Source organism: Roseomonas nitratireducens, from assembly GCF_017813355.1.
Lineage (GTDB): Bacteria > Pseudomonadota > Alphaproteobacteria > Acetobacterales > Acetobacteraceae > Neoroseomonas > Neoroseomonas nitratireducens.
Genome location: NZ_JAGIYZ010000001.1, coordinates 206,495 through 227,760 on the forward strand (window position 1 = coordinate 206,495; position 21,266 = coordinate 227,760).

General features: G+C 72.8%; 25 protein-coding genes. 7 read left to right on the forward strand and 18 right to left on the reverse strand.

Going from position 1 to position 21,266, the window contains the following annotated elements; all coding sequences use genetic code 11:
- The first annotated feature begins 57 nt into the window (after nucleotides 1-57).
- Nucleotides 58-1,035: a Bug family tripartite tricarboxylate transporter substrate binding protein gene (locus tag J5Y09_RS00895; protein ID WP_209349828.1), complete on the forward strand. Its 978-nt coding sequence runs from the start codon at nucleotides 58-60 to the stop codon at nucleotides 1,033-1,035.
- Between the two features lie 66 nt (nucleotides 1,036-1,101).
- Here the strand turns inward: J5Y09_RS00895 and J5Y09_RS00900 are convergent, their stop codons facing one another.
- Nucleotides 1,102-2,436, reverse strand: coding sequence for a FliI/YscN family ATPase (locus tag J5Y09_RS00900; protein ID WP_209349829.1), 1,335 nt, complete (start codon nucleotides 2,434-2,436; stop codon nucleotides 1,102-1,104).
- A gap of 46 nt (nucleotides 2,437-2,482) precedes the next feature.
- On the reverse strand, nucleotides 2,483-3,370 hold the full coding sequence (locus J5Y09_RS00905; RefSeq protein WP_209349830.1) for an S-methyl-5'-thioadenosine phosphorylase: 888 nt from the start codon (nucleotides 3,368-3,370) through the stop codon (nucleotides 2,483-2,485).
- Between the two features lie 67 nt (nucleotides 3,371-3,437).
- On the opposite strand from J5Y09_RS00905, the gene J5Y09_RS00910 reads away from it, so the two are divergent.
- Nucleotides 3,438-3,605 carry a hypothetical protein gene (locus tag J5Y09_RS00910; protein WP_209349831.1) on the forward strand — a complete coding sequence of 56 codons (168 nt, stop codon included), beginning with the start codon at nucleotides 3,438-3,440 and terminating at the stop codon, nucleotides 3,603-3,605.
- 136 nt (nucleotides 3,606-3,741) lie between these two features.
- Here J5Y09_RS00910 and ychF read toward each other — a convergent pair whose 3' ends face one another.
- From ychF to J5Y09_RS00930, 4 genes are all read right to left on the reverse strand, one after another.
- Nucleotides 3,742-4,836 (reverse strand): redox-regulated ATPase YchF, encoded by a 1,095-nt coding sequence (ychF, locus tag J5Y09_RS00915; RefSeq protein WP_209349832.1) that lies wholly within the window; start codon nucleotides 4,834-4,836, stop codon nucleotides 3,742-3,744.
- A gap of 1 nt (nucleotide 4,837) precedes the next feature.
- Complete coding sequence (locus J5Y09_RS00920; protein ID WP_209349833.1) at nucleotides 4,838-5,332, reverse strand: hypothetical protein; 495 nt, start codon at nucleotides 5,330-5,332, stop codon at nucleotides 4,838-4,840.
- On the reverse strand, nucleotides 5,332-5,928 hold the full coding sequence (gene pth, locus J5Y09_RS00925) for an aminoacyl-tRNA hydrolase (RefSeq protein WP_209349834.1): 597 nt from the start codon (nucleotides 5,926-5,928) through the stop codon (nucleotides 5,332-5,334). Before pth ends, J5Y09_RS00920 begins: the two co-directional genes overlap by 1 nt.
- 102 nt (nucleotides 5,929-6,030) lie before the next feature.
- A complete protein-coding gene (locus J5Y09_RS00930; RefSeq protein WP_209349835.1) occupies nucleotides 6,031-6,702 on the reverse strand; it encodes a 50S ribosomal protein L25/general stress protein Ctc in 672 nt (223 codons plus the stop codon).
- Between the two features lie 176 nt (nucleotides 6,703-6,878).
- On the opposite strand from J5Y09_RS00930, the gene J5Y09_RS00935 reads away from it, so the two are divergent.
- Complete coding sequence (locus J5Y09_RS00935) at nucleotides 6,879-9,566, forward strand: DUF2339 domain-containing protein (protein WP_209349836.1); 2,688 nt, start codon at nucleotides 6,879-6,881, stop codon at nucleotides 9,564-9,566.
- Here J5Y09_RS00935 and J5Y09_RS00940 read toward each other — a convergent pair.
- From J5Y09_RS00940 to J5Y09_RS00965, 6 genes are all read right to left on the reverse strand, one after another.
- Nucleotides 9,532-10,113 carry a histidine phosphatase family protein gene (locus J5Y09_RS00940; RefSeq protein ID WP_209349837.1) on the reverse strand — a complete coding sequence of 194 codons (582 nt, stop codon included), beginning with the start codon at nucleotides 10,111-10,113 and terminating at the stop codon, nucleotides 9,532-9,534. The genes J5Y09_RS00935 and J5Y09_RS00940 overlap by 35 nt on opposite strands.
- A 136-nt stretch (nucleotides 10,114-10,249) precedes the next feature.
- Nucleotides 10,250-10,648, reverse strand: a complete 399-nt coding sequence (locus J5Y09_RS00945; protein WP_209349838.1) for a RidA family protein — start codon at nucleotides 10,646-10,648, stop codon at nucleotides 10,250-10,252.
- On the reverse strand, nucleotides 10,645-11,268 hold the full coding sequence (locus J5Y09_RS00950) for a glutathione S-transferase family protein (RefSeq protein ID WP_209350134.1): 624 nt from the start codon (nucleotides 11,266-11,268) through the stop codon (nucleotides 10,645-10,647). The genes J5Y09_RS00945 and J5Y09_RS00950 overlap by 4 nt, the downstream gene beginning before the upstream one ends.
- Nucleotides 11,268-11,885, reverse strand: a complete 618-nt coding sequence (locus J5Y09_RS00955; RefSeq protein WP_209349839.1) for a glutathione S-transferase family protein — start codon at nucleotides 11,883-11,885, stop codon at nucleotides 11,268-11,270. Before J5Y09_RS00955 ends, J5Y09_RS00950 begins: the two co-directional genes overlap by 1 nt.
- An 82-nt stretch (nucleotides 11,886-11,967) precedes the next feature.
- The gene (locus J5Y09_RS00960; protein ID WP_209349840.1) at nucleotides 11,968-12,570 is read right to left on the reverse strand and encodes a class I SAM-dependent methyltransferase; all 603 of its coding nucleotides are present in this window, start codon (nucleotides 12,568-12,570) and stop codon (nucleotides 11,968-11,970) included.
- Between the two features lie 497 nt (nucleotides 12,571-13,067).
- The gene (locus J5Y09_RS00965; protein ID WP_209349841.1) at nucleotides 13,068-14,000 is read right to left on the reverse strand and encodes a ribose-phosphate pyrophosphokinase; all 933 of its coding nucleotides are present in this window, start codon (nucleotides 13,998-14,000) and stop codon (nucleotides 13,068-13,070) included.
- Between the two features lie 146 nt (nucleotides 14,001-14,146).
- Between J5Y09_RS00965 and J5Y09_RS00970 the strand changes: the two genes are divergently transcribed.
- Nucleotides 14,147-14,572 (forward strand): type IV secretion protein Rhs, encoded by a 426-nt coding sequence (locus tag J5Y09_RS00970; protein ID WP_209349842.1) that lies wholly within the window; start codon nucleotides 14,147-14,149, stop codon nucleotides 14,570-14,572.
- 7 nt (nucleotides 14,573-14,579) lie between these two features.
- Here the strand turns inward: J5Y09_RS00970 and J5Y09_RS00975 are convergent, their stop codons facing one another.
- The 6 genes from J5Y09_RS00975 to J5Y09_RS01000 all read right to left on the reverse strand — a co-directional run bounded on the left by J5Y09_RS00975 (nucleotide 14,580) and on the right by J5Y09_RS01000 (nucleotide 19,181).
- Complete coding sequence (locus J5Y09_RS00975; RefSeq protein WP_245216721.1) at nucleotides 14,580-14,996, reverse strand: phasin family protein; 417 nt, start codon at nucleotides 14,994-14,996, stop codon at nucleotides 14,580-14,582.
- 142 nt (nucleotides 14,997-15,138) lie between these two features.
- Nucleotides 15,139-15,759 carry a TetR family transcriptional regulator gene (locus J5Y09_RS00980; protein ID WP_209349843.1) on the reverse strand — a complete coding sequence of 207 codons (621 nt, stop codon included), beginning with the start codon at nucleotides 15,757-15,759 and terminating at the stop codon, nucleotides 15,139-15,141.
- Nucleotides 15,760-15,784: 25 nt separating this feature from the next.
- Nucleotides 15,785-16,597 (reverse strand): pyrroline-5-carboxylate reductase, encoded by an 813-nt coding sequence (proC, locus tag J5Y09_RS00985; protein WP_209349844.1) that lies wholly within the window; start codon nucleotides 16,595-16,597, stop codon nucleotides 15,785-15,787.
- A 40-nt stretch (nucleotides 16,598-16,637) separates the two neighbouring features.
- Nucleotides 16,638-17,909: a DNA polymerase IV gene (locus J5Y09_RS00990; protein ID WP_209349845.1), complete on the reverse strand. Its 1,272-nt coding sequence runs from the start codon at nucleotides 17,907-17,909 to the stop codon at nucleotides 16,638-16,640.
- A 4-nt stretch (nucleotides 17,910-17,913) separates the two neighbouring features.
- Nucleotides 17,914-18,294: a hypothetical protein gene (locus J5Y09_RS00995; RefSeq protein WP_209349846.1), complete on the reverse strand. Its 381-nt coding sequence runs from the start codon at nucleotides 18,292-18,294 to the stop codon at nucleotides 17,914-17,916.
- Entirely contained in the window at nucleotides 18,291-19,181 is an 891-nt protein-coding gene (locus J5Y09_RS01000) for an ROK family protein (protein ID WP_209349847.1), read from the reverse strand. Before J5Y09_RS01000 ends, J5Y09_RS00995 begins: the two co-directional genes overlap by 4 nt.
- A gap of 75 nt (nucleotides 19,182-19,256) precedes the next feature.
- On the opposite strand from J5Y09_RS01000, the gene J5Y09_RS01005 reads away from it, so the two are divergent.
- The 3 genes from J5Y09_RS01005 to J5Y09_RS01015 are packed head-to-tail and all read left to right on the forward strand — an operon-like array spanning nucleotide 19,257 to nucleotide 21,206.
- Complete coding sequence (locus tag J5Y09_RS01005) at nucleotides 19,257-19,496, forward strand: sulfurtransferase TusA family protein (RefSeq protein ID WP_209349848.1); 240 nt, start codon at nucleotides 19,257-19,259, stop codon at nucleotides 19,494-19,496.
- Entirely contained in the window at nucleotides 19,493-20,422 is a 930-nt protein-coding gene (locus tag J5Y09_RS01010; RefSeq protein ID WP_209349849.1) for a histone deacetylase family protein, read from the forward strand. Before J5Y09_RS01005 ends, J5Y09_RS01010 begins: the two co-directional genes overlap by 4 nt.
- Nucleotides 20,423-20,468: 46 nt before the next feature.
- Nucleotides 20,469-21,206: an NYN domain-containing protein gene (locus tag J5Y09_RS01015; RefSeq protein ID WP_209349850.1), complete on the forward strand. Its 738-nt coding sequence runs from the start codon at nucleotides 20,469-20,471 to the stop codon at nucleotides 21,204-21,206.
- Nucleotides 21,207-21,266 lie beyond the last annotated feature (60 nt).

Sequence of the window (21,266 nt, forward strand, 5' to 3'; positions counted from 1 at the left end):
ATGGCGCAGGCTTTGCATCCTTCGTGCCATCATCCAAGCCCTGCAAGGGAGAACGCCATGACCGGCCCCTTCGCGCGCCGCGCGCTGCTCGCCACCGCCGCGCTTCTCGCCACGCCGCGCCTGTCGCTTGCGCAATCCTGGCCGGCGCGGCCGATCCGCTGGATCGTCAACTTCCCGCCCGCGGGCGCGGCCGACATCCTCTCCCGCACGCTCGCGGAATGGTTCGGCACCAGGCTCGGCCAGCCCATCGTGGTGGAGAACCGGCCCGGCGCGGGCGGGATGCTCGGCGCGGACATCGTCGCCAAGGCGCGCGGCGATGCGCACATGGTGATGATCTCCTCCGCCGCCTCGCACGGCATCGGGCCGGTGCTCTACGCCAACGTGCCCTACGATCCGCTCGCTGACTTCACGCATCTGCACCTGGTCGGCACCTTCCCGTCCGTGCTTGTCGTGAACCCTGCCGTCCCGGCGCAGACCGTCGCGGAGCTCGTGGCACTCGCGCGCGCGCGGCCGGGGGAGATCACCTACGGATCGGGCGGCAACGGCACGATGAACCACCTGGTCGGGCAGCTGCTCGCGCGCTCGGCCGGCGTCGAGATCACGCATGTGCCCTATCGCGGCTCGGCACCCGCCATGACCGACGTGATGGGCGGGCAGATCCCCGCGCTGATGGAAAGCCTGCCGACGGCGATGGGCAACATCCGCGCCGGCCGCATGCGCCCCCTCGCGGTCAGCGAGCGCGAGCGCGCCCCCGCCCTGCCGGACGTGCCGACCTTCGCGGAAGCGGGCTTCCCGGCCGCGATCTCGACCAACTGGTTCGGCATCTCGGCGCCCGCCGGCATCCCGCCCGAGATCGCGGAGCGCTGGCAGCGGGAGATCGCGGCCGCGCTCGCCTCCGACGTGGTGAAGGAGCGTTTCGCGACCATCGGCGTGCGTCCCGGCACGCTCGGCGCCGACGGCTACACTGCGCTGATCCGGGAGGAACTGGCGCGCTGGCGGGAGGTGATCCGGGTGGGCAACATCCGCGCGGACTGAAGCGCTTTCAGGCCGAGCGGAATCGCTCGGCGACCCGGAAAACGCCTTTGACCAAATGACAGGGGTCTAGCCGCCTTCGGTGAGTGCCGCGCCCAGCATCGCGAAGGCTTCCGACGGGTCGCTCGCCTCGCCCTTGGGCTGCATCAGCACCTGCTCCACCGCGGGGGCGAGGCGCACCGCCTCGTCCGCCACGGGATCATGCCCGGTACGATAGGCGCCGAGGCGCACCAGGTCCCGCACCTCACCCCAGGTGGACAGGATGCGCCGCGCGGCGCCCACCAGCGGCCGCTCCGCCGGGTCCAGCACCCCCGGCGCGGTGCGCGAGAGCGAGCGCAGCACATCGACCGGCGGGTAGCGCCCGGCTTCGGCGATGCGGCGGTCCAGCACCACATGCCCGTCCAGGATGCCGCGCACCGCGTCGGCCACCGGCTCGTCATGGTCGTCGCCTTCCACCAGCACGGTGAACAGCGCGGTGATCGCGCCGCCGCAGCCTTCCTCCCCGGGGCCGGCGCGTTCCAGCAGGCGGGGCAGTTCGGTGAAGACCGAGGGCGGATAGCCGCGCGTCGCCGGCGGCTCCCGCACCGCGAGGCCGATTTCCCGCAGCGCGAGGGCGAAGCGCGTCACGCTGTCCATCAGCAGCAGCACCTGCTTGCCCTGGTCGCGGAAATGCTCGGCGACGGTCATGGCGGCATAGGCGGCTTCGCGCCGCACCGGCGCGGCGGTGTCGGAGGTCGCGCAGATGACGACGGATTTCGCCAGGCGTTCCGGGCCGAGATCGTCCTCGAGGAATTCTCGCAATTCGCGCCCGCGCTCGCCGACCAGGGCGAAGACGATCACGTCGGCCTCGACGCCGCCGGCGAGCATCGCCATCAGCGTGGACTTGCCGACGCCCGAGGCGGCAAACAGGCCCAGCCGCTGCCCCTGGCGCACCGGGGTGAAAAGATCGAGCGCCCGCACGCCGAGCGCCATGCGCGGGCCGAGCCGCGCACGCTGCCCTGCCGGCGGGGCGGGGGAATGGGTGGCGCGCGGCTGGGCGCCGGGGGCGGGCGGGGGCAGGCCGTCCATCGGCGCCCCCATCGGGTCCAGCACCCGGCCGAGCCAGGCCTCGGAGACGGCGAGCGCCGGCCGCGGCGCCAGTACCGCGCGCGCCCCGTCGGTCAGCCCGGCGAGCGGGCCCATGGCGATGGCTTCCGCCCGCCCGTCGCGGAAGGCGGCGATCTCGGCCAGCACCGGCGTCCGGCCGGGCGGTTCCAGCCGCACCCGGTCGCCGATGGCGGCGAGCGGGCCGAAGCCTTCCAGCGTCACGGCCAGGCCGCCGAGGCCGGTCACGGTGCCGGTCACGACCTCCCGCGGCAGCAGGTCGAGCGCGGCGGCGGTGGCGGCGAGGTCGGGGCGGGGCATTGGCGATAGACTGCCCCGGGCCCGGTTGGCGCCCGGTAAACGCGCCTCAGGCGGGGTTGAGGACGCGCCCCGCCACCACGTCCAGCTTCGCCAGCAGGTCCGGGTCGCGCCGGTCCGGGGCCGTGATCAGCGCATGGTCCAGCGCGCGGTCGCAGCCGGCCGGGCAGGGGCCGCGCGGCGCGCCGAGCGCGGGCACCACCGCCCTGACCAGCGCGCGCGCCTTGTCGGCGTTGGAGAACAGCACCTTCACCACCTGCTCGACCGTCACATGGTCATGGTCGGGGTGCCAGCAGTCGAAATCGGTGACCATGGCCATGCTCGCGTAGCAAAGCTCCGCCTCGCGGGCCAGTTTCGCCTCCGGCATGTTCGTCATGCCGATCACGTCGCAGCCCCATTGGCGGTAGAGCAGGCTTTCGGCGCGCGTGCTGAACTGCGGGCCTTCCATGACGAGATACGTGCCGCCGCGGGTGAAGGGGATGGCGATCTGCCGCGCCGCCGCTTCCAGCGCGTCGGACAGGCGCGGGCAGGTCGGGTGCGCGACCGAGACATGCGCGACGCAGCCCGTGCCGAAGAACGACTTCTCCCGCGCGAAGGTGCGGTCGATGAACTGGTCGACGATGACGAAATGGCCCGGCGGCAGGTCTTCCTTCAGCGAGCCCACGGCCGAGAGCGAGATCAGCTCCGTGCAGCCGATCCGCTTCATGGCGTCGATGTTGGCGCGGTAGTTGAGCGCCGAGGGCGGCGTCGGGTGCCCGCGCCCGTGCCGCGGCAGGAAGGCGACGCGCACGCCGGAGAGCGTGCCGGTCAGGATCTCGTCCGACGGATCGCCCCAGGGGGTGCGGACCTTGACCCAGGCGCGGTCCTCGAGCCCGTCCAGGTCATAGACGCCCGATCCGCCGATGAAGCCGATCATGGGGGTGATGGGGTCGGGCATGGGTGGTCTCTCCGGGCCTGCGCGGGGGCGGTTTAGCGCGGGGCGCGGCGCGTGCTAAGCCGCGTGGATGACCGCCGCCCTCCGCTCCGCGCTGCCCGTCCTGCTGCTCGCCCTGATGCTCGCGGCCTGCGGTGATCCGGCGCGGGAACGCGATGGGCTTGGGCCGCGCGGCACGGCCCTGCCGCCGCCGGAGCCCGTGACCGGTACGGCACGAACGACGCTGCCGGGGCGGTGAAGAAGGTCGGGGGAGGGGAACCTCCCCCGAGCCCCCTCCCTTTTCTGTCTGTTGGGGACTGACCCCGGAGGTCAGGTCCCCAAAGACAAAGAAGGTTGAGGGGGGCAGGGGGGAGAAGTTCCCTTCTCCCCCCGTCTCACACGTTGAAGCGGAACAGCAGCACGTCGCCGTCCTTCACGACGTACTCCTTGCCTTCCACCCGCATCTTGCCCGCTTCCTTCGCCCCCTGTTCGCCGTTCAGGGCGACGTAGTCGTCGAAGGCGATGGTCTCGGCCGCGATGAAGCCGCGCTCGAAGTCGCCATGGATCACGCCGGCGGCCTGCGGGGCCTTCATCCCCTTCAGGATCGTCCAGGCGCGCGCTTCCTTCGGCCCCACCGTGAAGTAGGTGACCAGGCCGAGAAGCGCGTAGCCGGCGCGGATGATGCGGTCGAGCCCGCTATCCTCCAGCCCGAGCGAGGCGAGGAATTCCGCCCGGTCGGCCTCGGGCATCTGGCTGATCTCGGCCTCGATCGCCGCGGAGACGACCACGGCCTGCGCGCCTTCGGCCTTGGCCTTCTCGAACACCCGGGCGGATTGCGAATTGCCGGTGGCGGCGGAGGATTCCTCGACATTCGCCACGTAAAGCACGGGCTTGGTCGTCATCAGCTGCAGCCGCGCGGCGGCCGCTTCCTCCCCCTTCGGCACGGCGGTGCGCGCCGGGCGCCCGGCTTCCAGCGCGGCCTTGATCGGTTCGATCAGCGCCATCTGCGCGGTGGCTTCCTTGTCCCCGCCGCGCGCGCGCTTGGCGAGGCCGACGGCGCGCTTCTCCAGGCTGTCGAGGTCGGCGAGCATCAGCTCCGTCTCGACCGTCTCGGCATCGCGGATCGGGTCGATGCTGCCCTCGACATGGGTGATGTCGCCATCCTCGAAGCAGCGCAGGACATGGACGATCGCGTCCACCTCCCGGATGTTCGCCAGGAACTGGTTGCCCAGGCCCTCGCCCTTGGACGCGCCGCGCACGAGGCCGGCGATGTCCACGAATTCCAGGCTGGTGGGCACGATCTTCTGGCTTTTGCCGATGCGCGCGAGGTCGTCGAGCCGCCGGTCCGGCACCGCGACGCGGCCGACATTCGGCTCGATGGTGCAGAAGGGGTAGTTCGCCGCCTGCGCCGCGGCGGTCTGCGTCAGCGCGTTGAAGAGCGTGGACTTGCCGACATTGGGCAGGCCGACGATGCCGCAATTGAATCCCATCTCAGTTCCCCTTGCCGGCGGGGAGGGCCATGGCCTTCTCCCATGCGGCGGTGATTTCCTCGGCGAAGGTCTCGGCGATCATCGCCGCCGCGATCCGCGCCGCGCCGTCATCGGTCACCGGCGCCAGCGCCGCGGCGCGCAGATGCCCCACCAGTTCCCCGGCCGAAAGCGTGCCGCGCGGCAGCCGGCCCAGCGTCTCATGCGCCGCGCGCACCGGGTCGCCCGTGCTGCGCAGCAGGTGCCGCGCGGCGACCAGCAGCGCGCCGGCGAGTGCCGCCGCTTCCCGCGTGCCTTCGCGCATGATCCGCCGGTCCTCGGCTTCCGGGGAATTGCCGTCGATGACGAACAGGTCGAGCGTCCCGCGCAGACCTTCCGCCGCGCTGGCCAGCGCCTGCGCTTCCCGCACCAGGGCGGATGCGAGGATGGCGGTGCCGTTCGCGATGTCCTGCGGGCCGGGGCCGGTGAAGGCGCCGTCCATGCCGTGCTCGTCTTCCATCACGCCTCCTGCGTCAGCAGCGCGACGCGCGTCATGAAGTCCTCGGCCTTGCCCTCGGCCAGCATCGGCGCGCAATCGGCCACCGCGTCGAGCAGCCGCGCGAGCCAGGCCTGGTCCTGCTTGGCGAAGTTGCCCAGCACATGGCCCGTCACCGCATCCTTGTGCCCCGGATGGCCGATGCCCAGGCGCACGCGCCAGAACTCGGCGCTGGCGAAGGCGCGGCGCATGTCGCGCAGGCCGTTGTGGCCGGCGACGCCGCCTCCCTTCTTCACCCGCACCTTGCCCGGGGCGAGGTCCAATTCGTCGTGGAAGGCGGTGATGGCCTCCACGGGGATCTTGAGGAAGGACGCGGCCTGCTGCACGGAATCGCCGCTCGCGTTCATGTAGGTGAGGGGCTTGAGCGCCCAGACCTTGCGGCCGCCGATCGTGCCCTCGCTGGCCTCCCCCTTGAAGCGCTTGCGCCAGGGGGAGAAGCGGTGCCGGCGCGCGATCTCGTCGAGCGCCATGAAGCCGATATTGTGCCGCTGGCGCGCATGCTCCGACCCCGGATTGCCGAGGCCGACCCAGAGAAGGGGCGTGTCGTCGCGCGCGGGCATGGTGACCGGGGGGAGAAGGGAACTTCTCCCCCCGCGCCCCCCTCAACCTTCCTTGTGACCAAAGAAGGGAGGGGGTTCGGGGGAGGTTCGCCTCCCCCGACCTTACTTCTTCTTCTTCGCGGGCGCGGCGGCGGCACCGCCGGCCGGCGCCTTCTGCTTGGTCGCCTCGACCGGCGCGGCCGCGGCCGGGGCCGCTTCCTCGACGACGGTCGGCGCGGCGACCGAGGCCACCATGAAGTCGCGGCCCTGGATCACCGGCTTCGCGCCGAACTGGTCCTTCACGGCGGACCAGCGGAGGGAGGCGCCGATCGCCGCCTCGCCCAGGTCGACCTGGAAGGCTTCCGGCACGTTCTCCGGGTCCGCCATCACCTCGATCTCGCGGCGGACGACGTTCAGCACGCCGCCGGCCTTGAGGCCCGGGGAGGTGTCCTCGTTCAGGAAGGCGACGGGCACCTTCACGCGGATCCGCGCGCCCGGGGCCAGGCGCTGGAAGTCCACGTGGATGGGGCGGTCGGTGACGGGGTGGAACTGCACCTCGCGCATCAGGCAGCGCTCGGCGGCGCCGCCCTTCACCGCGACCTCGTACAGGTGCGACTGCCAGCCGCCCTTGTGCAGTTCCTTCATCACGACGCGCGGGTCGAGGGCGAGCAGCGTCGCCTCCTGCTTCGCGCCGTAGATGACAGCGGGGACAAGCCCCTGACGCCGGGTTGCGCGGGCTGCCCCCTTACCTGCCTGCTCGCGCGCCTCGGCCTCGATCCGAATGGTCTGGACCATGGTCGTTGTGCTCCTTGCGGGTGTTGCCTGCCGAACGGGGCCCCGCGGGGCTGCCGGAACGACAAGCGCCGGCCTCCAGGGGTGCCGGCGCGGCTGGGCTTCTATGCGAAAGGCTTCACAGGCGCAAGCGCGGGCGCCTTGACGCGGGCGGGACCGGAAGCCGAGCGTGCGGGGTGATGACAGAAATCGTTCTCATCGTCCTGCTGTTCCTGGCCGGCTGGGTCTTCGGCATCGCCGGGTATTTCCGCGCCGGGGGCGCGCGGCGGGAGGCCGAGCGCCTGCAGGCGGAGGTCGCGGCGCTGCGCGCCGAGGTCGGCGGCATGGCCGGCGCGCTGATCGCCGCCGGCTTCCGCCCGCCCGAGGCCGCGCCCCAGCCCCATGCCGCCCCGCCGGAGGCCTATGCCCCCGGACCCTACGCCGAACCCCAGCCCGCCGCCGCCGAGCCCTTCGCCCCGCCGACCGAGGCCGGCCCCGCCGCCGAACCGGCCGCGGAGGCCCCGGCCCCGCCGCCGCCCTGGGCGCGGCCGGCCGGGGAACGGACGGGCCCGAGCCTCGAGGAACTCATCACCCAGCGCTGGGGTGTCTGGCTCGGCGCCGGCGCCCTGCTGCTGGCCGGCGTCTTCCTGGTGCGCTTCGCGGTGGAGGAAGGCTGGCTCGGCCCGGCCGCGCGCTGCGGGCTCGGCGCGCTGCTCGGCGCGGCGCTGATCGTCGCGGGGGAATGGCTGGCGCGGCGGTCCGCCCCCGGGCCGCTGCCGGATTACGGGCCGCCGGCGCTGGCGGCGGGCGGCGTGGCGACGCTGTTCGGCGCGGCCTATGCCGCCACCGCCATGTACGCGCTGCTGCCGCCGGTGGTGGGTTTCGCGGCGATGGCGGCGGCGGGCGTGTTCGGGATGCTGCTCTCGCTCCGGCGCGGGCCGCTGGTCGCCGTGGTGGGGCTGGTCGGCGCCTTCGCCACGCCGGCGCTGGTGACGACGGACGATCCCTCGCTGGTCGGGCTGTTCGCCTATCTGCTGGTGGTGACCGCGGCGGCGATGCTGGTGGTGCGCGCGACGGCCTGGGGCTGGCTCGGCTGGTCGGCGACGGCGGCGGGCGCGCTGTGGGTGCTGGTCGGCGGCGTGGTCGCCGAGCTGAACGAGGAATGGGCGCCCGCGATCTTCGTGCCGCTGGCCGCCGCCTGCTTCCTGTTCCTGCTGCCGCGGGATGCCTTCGCCGCGCCGCTCGGCCGCAGGCTCGCGCATCTGCCGCCGGCGCTGCTGGGCCTGGCGCTGCTGCCGCTGGCGCTCACGGTGGAAGGGCTGGCGCCGGCGGCGGGCATCCTGGGGCTCGCGCTGGTCGCGGTGCTGGCGGGCATGCGGGATGCGGCGCTGGCGCGGCTGCCCTGGATCGGCGCGGGGCTCGGCATCCTGCTGCTGCTGGCCTGGCTGGTGCCGCCCTTCGCCCCGGGCGGGGAGCGCGTGACGATCGAGGGCGTGGTGCAGGGCGTGATCCCCGGCGCCTGGGTGCCCTCCGCCCTCTGGCCCTTCCTGGTGGTGGCGCTGCTGCTGGGCGCGCTGCACCTGCTGGCGGGGCTGGCGATGGAAGCGCGCGGGCCGCTCGCCTGGGCGGGCACGGCCGCCTTCGTGCCGGTGCTGGTGCTGCTGGCAGCCTATGCCCGGGTGCGCGGATTCGCGGCCGACCCCGCCTGGGCGCTGGCCGCCTGCGCCGTCGCCGCGGTGCATGTGGGTGCCGCGGCACGCGGGATGCGGGACGGATCGCAGGCGCGGGCCGGGATGCATGCGGCGGGTGCGACGGCGGCACTCGCGCTCGGCGTGGCGATGGTGCTGCGGGAGCAGTGGCTGACGCTGGCCGTAGCACTTTTCCTGCCGCCGCTCGCGATGATCGCGCGGCGCACGGCGCTCGACCCGCTGCGGCGCGTCGCCGTGGCGGTGGCGGGCTTCGTGCTGGTGCGGCTTGCGCTCAACGGCTTCGTGCTCGGCTACGACTGGGGCGACTGGCCGCTGCTGAACGGGCTGCTGCTGGCCTATGGCGTGCCGGCCTTCTGCTTCGCCTGGGCGGGGCGGGAATTCCTGCGCATGCGGGACGGCATCGCGGTGCGGGTGCTGGAATGCGGCGCGGCGCTGTTCGCGATGCTGCTCGTGCTGCTGGAGATCCGCCACGCCGTGCAGGGCGCGGCGCTGGCCGCGGGCCGCTGGGACTTCGCCGAGGCCGCCTGGCAATGCACGGCGCTGTTCGCCGGCGCCTGGGCGCTGCTGGTCGCGCATCGGCGCGGCGGGCGCGTGGCGATGATCTGGAGCGCGAGGGCGGCGGGGATGGCGGGCCTCGCCGTCGGGCTGATCCTGCTGCTGCAGAATCCCTGGACGGCGGGGGAGGACATTCCCGGCCTGCCGCTGCTGACCGCGCTGGTGCCGGCCTATGCGCTGCCGGCGCTGCTGGTGGCACTGGCGGTGGCGCGCGCGCCGGAAGCGCGCACGCCGCCGGGTCTTGCCACGCTGCTGTCCGGCTATGCGCTCGTCTCGGCCTTCGCCTGGGCGACGCTCGAGGTGCGGCGCGCCTTCCATCCAGAGAAGATCGCCTGGGCGCCGATCGGGGAGGCGGAGATGTACGCCTATTCCGGCGCCTGGCTGCTGCTCGGCGCGCTGCTGCTCGCCATCGGCATCCGGGCGGGGCGGAAGGAGATCCGCCTCGCCGCGCTTGGCGTGGTGGCGCTGACCACGCTGAAGGTCTTCATCGTGGACATGGACGCGCTGGTCGGGCTGTGGCGCGTGCTGTCCTTCCTCGGCCTCGGGCTGGCGCTGATCGCGCTGGGGGCGATCTATCGCCGCTTCGTCGTCACGCCGGCAGCGGCGGCAGCGCCACCGGGCTGACATCCCAGGCGCTGCCCTTCGCGGGCGGCGTGCAGAGGATGGGCAGCGCGTTCGGCGTGCGCACGTTCGGCTCGTGGCCGAGCGCCAGGCGCAGGGCGCGGAACAGCGCGCCGTGGGCGACCACCAGCACCGGGCCGGGCAGGGCGGTCGCGCGGTTCACCGCGGCGACGCCGCGCGCGACGAGCTCGGCGAAGGCCTCGCCCCCCGCGGGCGTGTAGGTGCCGGCGATCCAGTCGTCGTACCAGTCGCCCATGGGCAGGCCTTCCTGCTCGCCGAAGGCGACTTCCTGCAGGTCCTCGTCCAGCGAGACGGGCAGGGCGAGCGCGGCGGCGACCGTCTCGGCGGTGCGGAAGGCGCGGTCGAGCGGGGAGGCGACGATGGTCGCGATGCCGCGGCCCTTCATCGCTTCCGCCGCGCGCGCGGCCTGCATCACGCCGATGGCGTTCAGCGGGATGTCGGTGCGGCCCTGGCTCAGCCCCTGCGCGTTCCAGTCCGTCTCGCCGTGGCGGAGGAACCAGAAGGGGATGCGGTTCAGCGTCGGTGTCATGATGGATCCCATGAAGCATGACCTGCGACCGGCAAAGCCGGCCGAGCGGCCGAATGGCCGCCGCCGCTTGTGCGGCGAGCCAAGCGAAGCGCCGGCGTCCGGGGCGCGGATCGGCAACGATCCGCAGAATGGAGTGTCACGGCGTATCTCCGGCGAGCGCGATGGCGGCGAAGGCGACCTTCGCCTCGGTCGGCACGCCGAAGCGCGCGGTGTGGCGCGCCGGCAGGCCGTTCGGGAAATGCTTCACGTATTCGGCGTTGCATTCGGCGTAGTCCGCCGGGTCGGTGATGAGCATGGTCAGCTGCATCGCGCGGTCGAGCGAGGAGCCCGCTTCGCGCAGGATGCCGTCGACCATCGCCAGCGCCTGGCGCGTCTGCTCGGCCGCCGTCGCACCGCGATGGATGCCGCGGGCCGGGTCGTGCGGTGCCGAATGGCCCGAGACGAACACAAGGCCACCGGCGCGCGTCGCGCGGCTGAAGGGGCGCCCTTCGCCGGGGCCTGGCGGGCCGATGATGGCGAAGGGCGCCTCGCTCATGCCGGCAGGCCTTCCTGCGCCAGCGCCCGCTGCACGGCCGGCCGCGCCAGCATCGCCTTCAGATGCGCGTCGAGCCGCGGCGGCAGCGTCATGCCCGACCGCCGCGTCGCCCAGTATTCGACGAAGAACAGCGCCGCGTCCGCGACCGAGTAGCCCGAGGGCAGCACCCAGGTGTCGCCGGCCCAGGTCTTCTCCAGCACGTCGAAATACTTCGCGGCGAGCGCCTTGCCCTGCTCGACAACCTTCGGGAAATCTTCCTCCCGCGGGGTGAAGTTCGCGGTGCGGAACTGGCGCGTGAAGCCCTGCGGGTGGATGGTGCCGCAGACATAGTCGAGCATCTCGGCGCAGCGCGTCTCCCCTTCCAGGTCGGTGGGCGCGAGCTTCGCGTCCGGGTTGGACTTCGCGAGCCACATGGCGATGACGGGGAATTCCGTCAGCAGCGAGCCGTCGTCGCGCAGCAGCGCCGGCACCTTCGACTTCGGGTTGATCGCCATGTAGTCGGGCTTGTGCTGCGCGCCGTCCTTCAGCGCGACGAGCCCGAGCTCGTAGGGCTTGCCCAGTTCCTCGAGGATGACGTGGATGCCGACGGAGCAGGCGCCCGGGGAATAGAACAGCTTCATCACGAAAGCCCCTCCGCCTTCAGCGTGCGCTGCACGGCCGGGCGCGCGTTCATGCGCGCGAAATGCGCCGCGACGTTGCCGGGCAGGTCCTTCTTCAGCCGCGCGTTCCACCAGAACGACACGTAGAAGAGCGCGCTGTCGGCGAAGGAATAGGTGCCCGCGAGCCAGTCCTTGCCCGCCAGCGCCTTGTCCATCAGGCCGAGGCCCTTGGCGAAGATCTCCTCCCCGCGCGCCTTCACCGCCTCGTGGTCGGCTTCCGACGGCGCGAAGTTGGCGGGGCGGAACATGCGGGAGAAGCCCTGCATGTGCATGGTCGCGACGCAGTAGTCCGTCGCCTCGATCGCGCGGGCCTGCGCATCGGTGCCGGAGGGCATCAGCCCCGCGGTCGGGAAGCGGGCGGCGAGCCAGAAGGCGATGGCGGGATATTCCGTCAGCACCGTGCCGTCGTCGCGTTCCAGCGTCGGCACCTTGGACTTCGGGTTCAGCCCGGCGAATTCGGGCTTGAACTGCGCGCCTTCCCGCAGGTTGACGAGCACTGCCTCATAGGGCGCACCGATTTCCTCGAGCAGCACATGGATGCCGACCGAGCAGGCGCCCGGCGAATAATAGAGCTTCATCTGGAGCGTCATCCTTCCGGAATGCCGCGCGCGGGCGGCGTGGGCGGAGAATCGGGCGCGGGCGCCGGCTTGGCAAGCGGGCTCAGGCGCGGCGGGCGAGCCAGACGGTCCGCCCGCCCGTGGCCGGGTCTTCCGGCCGGTGGTCGAGCACGGCGAAGCCCTGCGCGGCGAGCAGGGCGCGGTACTCCTCGGCGTCGAGGCTCGCATGGAACAGCGGTTCCCCCGCATAGGTCCCCATCGCGACGCCGTGGCGCGGCCCGGAGGTGAAGAGCAGCGGCGCGCCGGGCGCGGCATGTGTGGCGAAGCGCGGGAACATGCCGCGCTGCGCTGCGTGGTCGAGGTGGAAGAAGCTGTCCCAGGCGACCAGCCCGTCGAAGCGGCGGTGCAGCGCCATGGCGCGCATGTCGGCCTCGATCCACTCGGCCTGCGGCAGCCGCGCGCGGGCGAGGGCGAGCAGCGTGGGCGAGGCGTCGAGCCCCGTGACGCGATGCCCCGCCGCGGCGATGGCCGCCGCGATCGGCGCGCCCGACCCGCAGCCGATGTCGAGCACGCGCCCCGCCGGCGGCAGCAGGGCGAGGAAGCGCGCGAGCCAAGCGGCCTCGAAGGTGACCGCATCGCCCCGATCCCGCGCCCAGGCCGGCCCGTGGCGGGTGTAGAGGCCGATGATGTCGTCGGCGGCATCCATCGCCGCATCCTGCCATGGCGAGGCCGTGCGCGGGACATGTCGCTGTCGGATCACGCGAGGCCGAGATCCGTCAGCACCGGCGCCTGGGGCAAGAAGCGGATCGAGGCCGATGCCTCGATCCGCGAGCGCGAAGCGCGACCGCGCCCAGACCGTCAGACGTGCCGGGCGCACCAGTCCACGGCGCGAAAGCCAAGCCGCCGGATGGCCACGCCGGCGCCTGGGGCACAAGAAATGGATCGAGGCCGATGCCTCGATCCGCGAGCGCGAATGCGCGACCGCGCCCAGACCGTCAGACGTGCCGGGCGCACCAGTCCACGGCGCGAAAGCCAAGCCGCCGGATGGCCGCGCCGGCGCCTGAGCCACAAAAAAACGGATCGAGGCCGATGCCTCGATCCGCGAGCGCGAAGCGCGACCGCGCCCAGACCGTCAGCCCCGCCGGGTGCGTCAGCGCACGGCGCGAAAGCCAAGCCCGCGGATGCGGGCGCCGGCGACTGAGGTCAATTAAAGAGCGAGCTCACCGAGCTTTCCTCGCTGATCCGCTTCATCGCCTCGGCGAGCAGCGGCGCGATGGTCAGCTGGCGGATGTTGCGGGACACGCGCACCGCCTCGGTCGCCTGGATGCTGTCCGTCACCGTCATCATCTCGATGGGTGCGGCGCCGATGCGCGCGACCGCGCCGCCCGAGAAGACGCCGTGCGTGACATAGACGCCGGCGGACTTGGCGCCGTTCTTCAGCAGCGCCTCGGCCGCGTTGCACAGCGTGCCGCCGGAATCGACGATGTCGTCCACCAGCAGGCAGTGCCGGCCCTCGACCTCGCCGATCACGTTCATCACTTCCGACACGCCGGCGCGCGGGCGCCGCTTGTCGATGATGGCGAGATCGACGCCGAGCCGCGCCGCGATGGCGCGCGCGCGCACCACGCCGCCCACGTCGGGGGAGACGATCATCAGCTCCCGCCCCTCGTAGCGTTCCTGGATGTCGCGGGAGAACAGCGGCGCGGCGAACAGGTTGTCGACCGGGATGTCGAAGAAGCCCTGGATCTGCACGGCGTGCAGGTCCATCGTCAGCACGCGGTCCGCGCCGGCCGTGGTGATCAGGTTCGCGACCAGCTTCGCGCTGATCGGCGTGCGCGGGCCGGACTTCCGGTCCTGCCGGGCGTAGCCGAAATACGGGATCACCGCCGTGATGCGCCGCGCCGATCCGCGCTTGAGCGCATCGAGCGTGATCAGCAGCTCCATCAGGTTGTCGTTGGCGGGGTAGGAGGTGGACTGCACCACGAACACGTCCTCGCCGCGGACATTCTCGTGGATCTCGACGAAGACCTCGAGGTCGGCGAAGCGGCGGACGGAAGCGTTGGTCAGCGGGATCCCGCAGGCGGCGGCGACCGCCTCGGCCAGCGGGCGGTTGCTGTTGCAGGCGACGATCTTCATGGCCGGGGGGCTCCGGGCGCCGCGAGGCGACGGTGGGCGGGGGGCGAGGGCGCGCGGTTGGTAGCAATGTGACGGGCGCGTGTAAATCAGGCGGCCTTAACCTCGCCGCAGGTTTCACGGAGCATCCTGCGCCAGGAGGATCCGCCATGCGTCCCATCGCCCTTGCCCTGATGCTCGCCGCGCTGGCCCTGCCCGCCGCGGCGCAGACCGGGAAGACCTACGATGCCTCGGGCCGCCAGGTGGGCCGCACGGAAGGCACGGACACCATGCGGTACTACGATTCCTCGGGCCGGTCCGTCGGCCGGTCGGAAACGCAGGGCGGCACCACGCGCTACTACGATTCGTCGGGGCGCGGGCAGGGCCGCAGCCAGCAATCGGGCGACACGATCCGCCACTACGATTCCTCGGGCCGTTCGGTCGGGCGGACCGAATGGTCGGGCAACACCGCGCGGATGTACGATTCCTCGGGCCGCGGCACCGGGCGGATCGAACGCAGCGGCGACGAATGGCGCCGCTACGATTCCTCGGGCCGCATGGTCGGCCGCGGCTCGGGTCCGGTGCCGAGCCGCTGAGCGGGCGTCAGCCGCCCGCCTTGGCCATCAGCCCCTTCACTTCCTCCATCGCCTCGGTGAAGCGCTTGTTCAGCACGCCGAGCGCCTCGCTGTTCGACTTCTGGATGAGTTCGGCGATCTCCTGGAGGTTGGCGACCGCCTTCTCGTAGGTCGCCTTGGCCATCTCGGCCTGCTTGGCGGCCTTGTCCTGCGGCGCCTCGGCGCCGGCGAAGGCGCGCATCGCCTCCGTCATCTCGCTGACGGATTGCTGCAGGATCTCCATGTGCCGGCGGGCGACGGCCTGGGCGCCTTCAAGCGCTACGCGGTTGGCGGCCGACAGCGCCTCGAGGTTGCGGCGCTGGGCGGCGGCCAGCGCCTCCATGTCCGGCATGCCGGGCATGGCCGGCATGGTGGGCATGCGGAACTCCGAGAACATCTTCATCATGTCCATATCGGGCTTGAAGCCGGACCGCTGCACCATAGCCTGCACCCCTTCTGTTTGGCGGTGCAGCATAGGCGCAAAACCCGCATCCTGCACGCGACGCTTGCGCGAAGGGGCTTTCCTTCCCCTGGGGGAAGGTTCCGGATCAGGCGTCCTCGTCCGGGGCGCCGGGCTCGGGCGGGGCGGCGTCCTCCTCGGGCGGCATCAGCCGCAGCGTCCGCGCCAGCTGCTCCGCCCGGTCCAGCGCGCGGTCGAGCGCGGCCATGGTGGTGCCCAGATCCTCCGACTCGTCCTCGGCCCAGCTGCGCGCGGCCATCAGCCACACGCCTACCAGCCCGGCGGCCAGCGCGCGGCGCCGGCAGCCATCGCCGCCGATCTCCGCCGCATCCAGCATCCAGCGCATGGACAGCGACAGTTGCGGGCCGAGCAGCGCGGCCAAGCTCGGGTCCCGGCGCATGTCCTTCATGAAGCGCAGGATGCCGGCGCGGTGCGGCTGCATCGCGTCGAAGCGGCGCATCAGCACGTCGAACAGCCGGTCGCGCGCCGCGCCGCCCTGGCCGGGGACGGTGCCTTCCAGCACCAGCCGGTCCACCAGCTTGCCGTGCAGGATCAGCGCGTCGAGCCGGCTGGGGAAGCGGTCCCGCAGCTCGGCCAGGCTCGCGCCGGATTCGGCGGCAAGCCGCCCCATCGTCAGGCCGGGCCAGCCGTGATCCGCGATCACGCGCCAGAGGGCCGCCACCAGGTCCGTATCGTTCGTCGCGCTCATGGGACGACAATATGGGAGGAGCGGGTCAGCCCGCCAGTTCGCGGGCGCGATCCGTCGCCGCGGCGATCGCCTTCGACATCAGCTCCGGCCATGCCTCGGGCGCCATCAGCACGCCCAGCGCCCGTTCCGTCGTGCCCTTGGGGCTGGTGACCGCGCGGCGGAGGTCGGCCGCATCCTGCGGGCTGGCGGCGAGCAGCGCGCCGGATCCGGCGACGGTCGCGCGCGCCATGCGCCGGGCGAGGTCGGCCGGCAGGCCCTGCTCGATCGCCGCCTTCTCCAGCACCTCGGCAAGCAGGAAGACATAGGCCGGGCCGCCGCCGGACACGGCGGTGACGGGGTTGATCTGGTCTTCCTCATCCACCCAGGCCACTTCGCCCACCGCCTGCAGCAGCGCGTCGGCCAGCGCCTTCTGGGCCGGGGTGACGCCGGGCGCGGCGAAGGCGGCGGTGAAGCCCTGGCGCACCGCGGCCGGCGTGTTGGGCATGGCGCGCACCACCGCCGCGTCCTGCCCAAGTGCGGCGCGCATCGAGGCGACCGAGCGGCCGGCCATGATCGAGACGAACAGCGCGCCCTGCGCGGCGAAGCGCGCGAAGGCCGGCAGGCTCGCCGGCGCCTCCTGCGGCTTGATCGCGAGGATGACGGCCGCGGGGCGGAAATCCGCCGGGATGCCGGCGGCGTCGGCGACGATGGTCGCCCGCCCGGCGAAGGCGGCCGCCGCCGGGGCGTGCGGTTCCACCACCACGGCGCGCGTCAGGCCGCGTTCCAGCCAGCCGGACAGCATGGCGCCGCCCATCTTGCCGCAGCCGATGAGGAGAAGGTCGGGGAGGGTCTCGGTCATGGGCGGAGGGTGGCGGGGCGCGCCCCGGCGGGCAAGGGGATCAGCCCTTGCGGGCGGGCGGGGGCAGGCCGCGGCCCTTCACCACCGCGCCCTCGCCGAACTTCGCGCGCAGCTTCTCCACCGCTTCCCACCGCGCGGCGCGGCGCGGCGCCTCGGGGTCGGCGAGGTCGCCGCGGTCCGCCGCATCCCCGGGCGCGAGCGGCTGGGCGCCGATGCCGATCAGGCGGAAGGCCGTGCCGTCCGCTTCCCTGGCCAGCAGCGGGCGGGCGGCGGCGAACAGCACGTCCGGCAGCCGCGTGGGCTCGGGCAGGCGGGTCGCGCGGGTGCGGGTCGCGAAGGAGGCAGTCTTGAGCTTCAGCGTCACGCCGGCGGCGGCGAAGCCCTTCTCCTTCAGCCGCCGCGCCAGCTTCTCGCACAGCCGCCACAGCGGTGCCTCCAGCGCGGCCTGAGTCGCGAGGTCGGCCTCGAAAGTGGTCTCGGCGCTGATGCTTTTCGTCTCGCGGTCGGGGCTGACGCGGCGGGCATCCTCCCCGCGCGCGCGGGCCGCCAGGCCCGGCCCTTCCTCCCCGAAGCGCGCCGCGGCTTCCTTGGGCGACAGCGCCGCGAGCTGGCCGAGCGTGGTGAAGCCCGCCGCCGCCAACCGCTTGCCGAGCGCGGGCCCCACGCCCGGCAGCAGGGAGACAGGCTGCGGCGCGAGCCAGCCGGCCGCTTCCCCCGCGCCGATCACCGCGAAGCCGCGCGGCTTGTCGCGTTCCGCCGCGAGCTTCGCCATCAGCCGGTTGGCGGCCAGCCCGACCGAGACGGTCACGCCGACCTCCCGTTCCACGGCCAGCGCGAAGCGGGCGAGGGTGACGGCGGGCGGGGCGCCGTGCAGCGCCTCGGTGCCCGAGAGGTCGAGCACCGCCTCGTCGATCGACAGCGGCTGAACGAGCGGCGTCAGCGCTTCCATCATCGCCCGGATGCGCCGGCCCTCATGGACGTATTTCGCCATGTCCGGGCGGATCACCACGGCGTCCGGGCAGGCGGACAGCGCCTTGAACATCGGCATGGCGCTGCGCACGCCGCGGGTGCGCGCGACGTAGCAGCAGGCGGCGACGACGCCGCGCCGCCCGCCGCCGACGATCACCGGCCGCGCCATCAGTTCGGGCCGGTCGCGCTTTTCCACCGATGCGTAGAAGGCGTCGCAATCGACATGCGCGACGGTCAGCGCGAAGAGGTCCGGATGCGCCACGACGCGGCGCGACCCGCAGGCGGGGCAGCGGGCGAAGGCCGCTTCCGCCCGGTGCAGGCAGTCCCGGCAGAGCGCGGGCATAGCGCTATCGCCTCAGCAGCGGCACCAGTGCCAGCGCCACGAGCAGGCCGAGGCCGATGAGCCCGGCCGGCGTGGCGAAGGCGGCGATCCATTCCCCGAAGCGGCCGAGGCCGAGGGCCATCACGACCTCCGCCGTCAGCACGGGGGCCAGGGCAACGAGGCCCATCGCGAGACGCGGCCCGGGCTGCGGCACCACGCCCTGCGCGCGGGCGACGCGCGGCGCGATCAGCAGCATCGCGACCAGCATCGGCACCGCTTCGGCCGCCACCGCCAGGGCGGCGCCGAGCGCGGGTTCCAGCACCAGCACGCGCAGCGGCCCCAGCAGGAAGCCGACGCCGAACATCGTCGCGCCATAGACCAGCCCGGCGCGGAGCGGCGCGTTCATCCCGCGTCCCACAGCCGCGCGGCGCCGAAGACGCCGGAGGAATCGCCGTGCCGCGCGCGTACGATCGACGTGCGCGCCACGTCGCCGAAGACATGCGCCGCCATCAGCGGCGGCACGTCGCTGTACAGATGCGCCATGTTCGACAGCCCGCCGCCGAGCACGACGATGTCGGGGTCGAGGATGTTCGCGATCATGCCGAGCGCGCGCGCCAGCCGGTCCGTGTGCCGTGCCAGCGCGGCCGCCGCCTTCGCCTCCCCCGCCGCGGCGCGGGCGGGGATCGAGCCCGCGTCGCGCGCGCCCGGCCCGTCGCAATCGGCGGCGAGCGCGGGGCCGCAGAGAAACGTCTCGATGCAGCCATGCCGGCCGCACCAGCAGCGCGGCCCGGGGAATTCGTCGGGCCGCATCCAGGGCAGCGGCGTGTGGCCCCATTCGCCCCCCGTCCGGTTCGGCCCGTCGAGGATCCGGCCCGAGGTGACGATCCCCGCGCCGCAGCCCGTGCCGATGATGACGGCGAAGACGGTGCGGTGGCCGGCGCCGGCGCCGGCCGCGGCCTCGCTCATCGCCAGGCAATTGGCGTCGTTCGTCACCCGCACCTCTCGCCCCAGCGCGGCGGCGAGGTCGCGGTCGAGCGGCTGGCCGTTCAGCGCCTGGGAATTGGCGTTGCGCACCAGGCCGGTGGCGGGGCTGAGGCTGCCGGGGATGCCGACGCCGACGGTCCCGCGCGCGCCGGTCTCGCGGTCCGCTTCCTCCACCAGCCGGGCGATCGCCTCGATCATGGCGGGGTATTCGGCCGGGGTGGTGGTGCGCCGGCGCAGCCGCACCGCGCCATCGCGGTCGAGCGCCACGATCTCGATCTTCGTCCCGCCGAGGTCGATGCCCAGTCTCATGGGACGAAGGGTGGAGAGGCCAGCGCCGCGCCGCAACCCTGGACGCGGCGGTCGCGGGGTGCTGGACTCGCGGCCATGGGTGAAACGCTGCTCGACGTGAAGGGGCTGACCTGCCCGCTGCCGGTGCTCAAGGCCAACAAGGCGCTGCGCGGCCTGCCCGCCGGCGCGCGGCTGACGGTGCTGGCGACCGACCCGGCCTCGGTCGCGGATTTCCGCGCCTTCTGCAAGGAGACCGGCCACGCGCTGGTCGCCTTCGGGGAGGAAGCCGGTGCCTATCGCTTCGTCATCCGCAAGCGGGAGGATCCGCCCGCGTGAGCGTCCTTCTCCTCACCCACCGCGCCTGCCTGCACCACGATCCGGGCCCGCATCATCCGGAATGCCCGGACCGGCTGCGCGCGGTGCTGCAGGCGCTGGATGCCGGCGAATTCGCCGAGCTGATCCGCGACCAGGCGCCGCAGGCCACGCGCGAGCAGTTGATGCGCGTGCATCCCGAGAACTACGTCGACGCCATCCTGGCGATCCGGCCCGAACCGGATGAGCGCGTGGCGCTGGACGGCGACACGCTGATGTCCTGGGGCAGCGCGGAGGCCGCGCTGCGGGCCGCGGGGGCGGCCGTCGCCGCGGTCGATGCGGTGATGAAGGGGGAATTCCGCCGCGCCTTCTGCGCCACGCGCCCGCCCGGGCATCATTGCGAGCCGGCGCGGCCGATGGGCTTCTGCCTGTTCGCCAATGCCGCCGTCGCGGCGCGGCACGCGCAGGACGTCCATGGCGCCGCGCGCGTCGCGGTGGTGGATTTCGACGTCCATCACGGCAACGGCACCCAGGCCTGCTTCGAGACCGAGCCGAGCCTGTTCTACGCGAGCAGCCACCAATGGCCGCTCTATCCCGGCACGGGCGACGTGACCGAGACGGGGGTGGGCAACATCCTCAACGTCACGCTGCCGCCGGGTGCCGACGGTGCCGCCTTCCGCGCGGCCTGGGGGGAGCAGATCATCCCCGCGCTGGACGATTTCGACCCCGACCTGCTGGTGATCTCGGCCGGCTTCGACGCGCACGCCGCCGACCCGCTGGCGCAGCTGCGCGTGCGGGAAGCGGATTTCGCCTGGGTGACGGAAGCGCTCTGCGCCATGGCGGACCGGCGCTGCGGCGGCAAGGTCGTGAGCCTGCTGGAAGGCGGCTATGACCTGGAGGCGCTGGGGCGTTCGACGGCGGCGCATGTGCGCGCGCTGATGCGCGCCTGAGCGGGTAAATCCGGCTGGTGGCGGCCGTCATGGAGGCACGCATGACATGAGCGGCGAAACCGCCGGTTCGGGCAGGCTTGCGGTGCTGATCGACGCCGACAACGCCAACCCCAAGGTCATCGAGGGGCTGCTCGGCGAGGTTGCCCGCTACGGCGTGGCGAATGTGAAGCGCGCCTATGGCGACTGGACGACCTCCCAGCTCGGTGGCTGGAAGTCGGTGCTGCTCGATCACTCGATCCAACCCATGCAGCAATTCGCCAATACGAAGGGCAAGAACGCCACGGACAGCGCCATGATCATCGATGCGATGGACCTGCTGCACATGCGCGCGCTGGACGGCTTCTGCATCGTCTCGAGCGATAGCGACTTCACCGGCCTCGCGCGCCGGATCCGCGAGAACGGGCTGCTTGTCGTCGGTTTTGGCGAGAAGAAGACGCCCAAGGCCTTCGTCGCCGCCTGCGACCGCTTCGTCTACACCGAAGTGCTGGAACCGAGTGCGGCGAAGCCGGCCGGCAAGGCAGCATCGCCACCCAAGGACGACCGCTTGGTCGCGCTGATCCGCGCCGCGATCGAAGCGGCCTCGGACGACACAGGATGGGCGCCGCTGGGCGGCGTCGGCAGCAACATTGCCAAGCAGTCCCCGGATTTCGATTCCCGCAACTACGGGTTCACCAAGCTGAGCGGCCTGGTCAAGGCGCTGAAGCTGTTCGAGATCGAGGAGCGGACGCGCGGCGACGGCCAGACGCGGGCGCTCTACATCCGGGACGGGCGGCCGCCGGCGTGACGACGGATGCGGAGTCGCGCGGCACGCGCCGGGATCGGCCGAGCGGAGAACCTTGCCGCC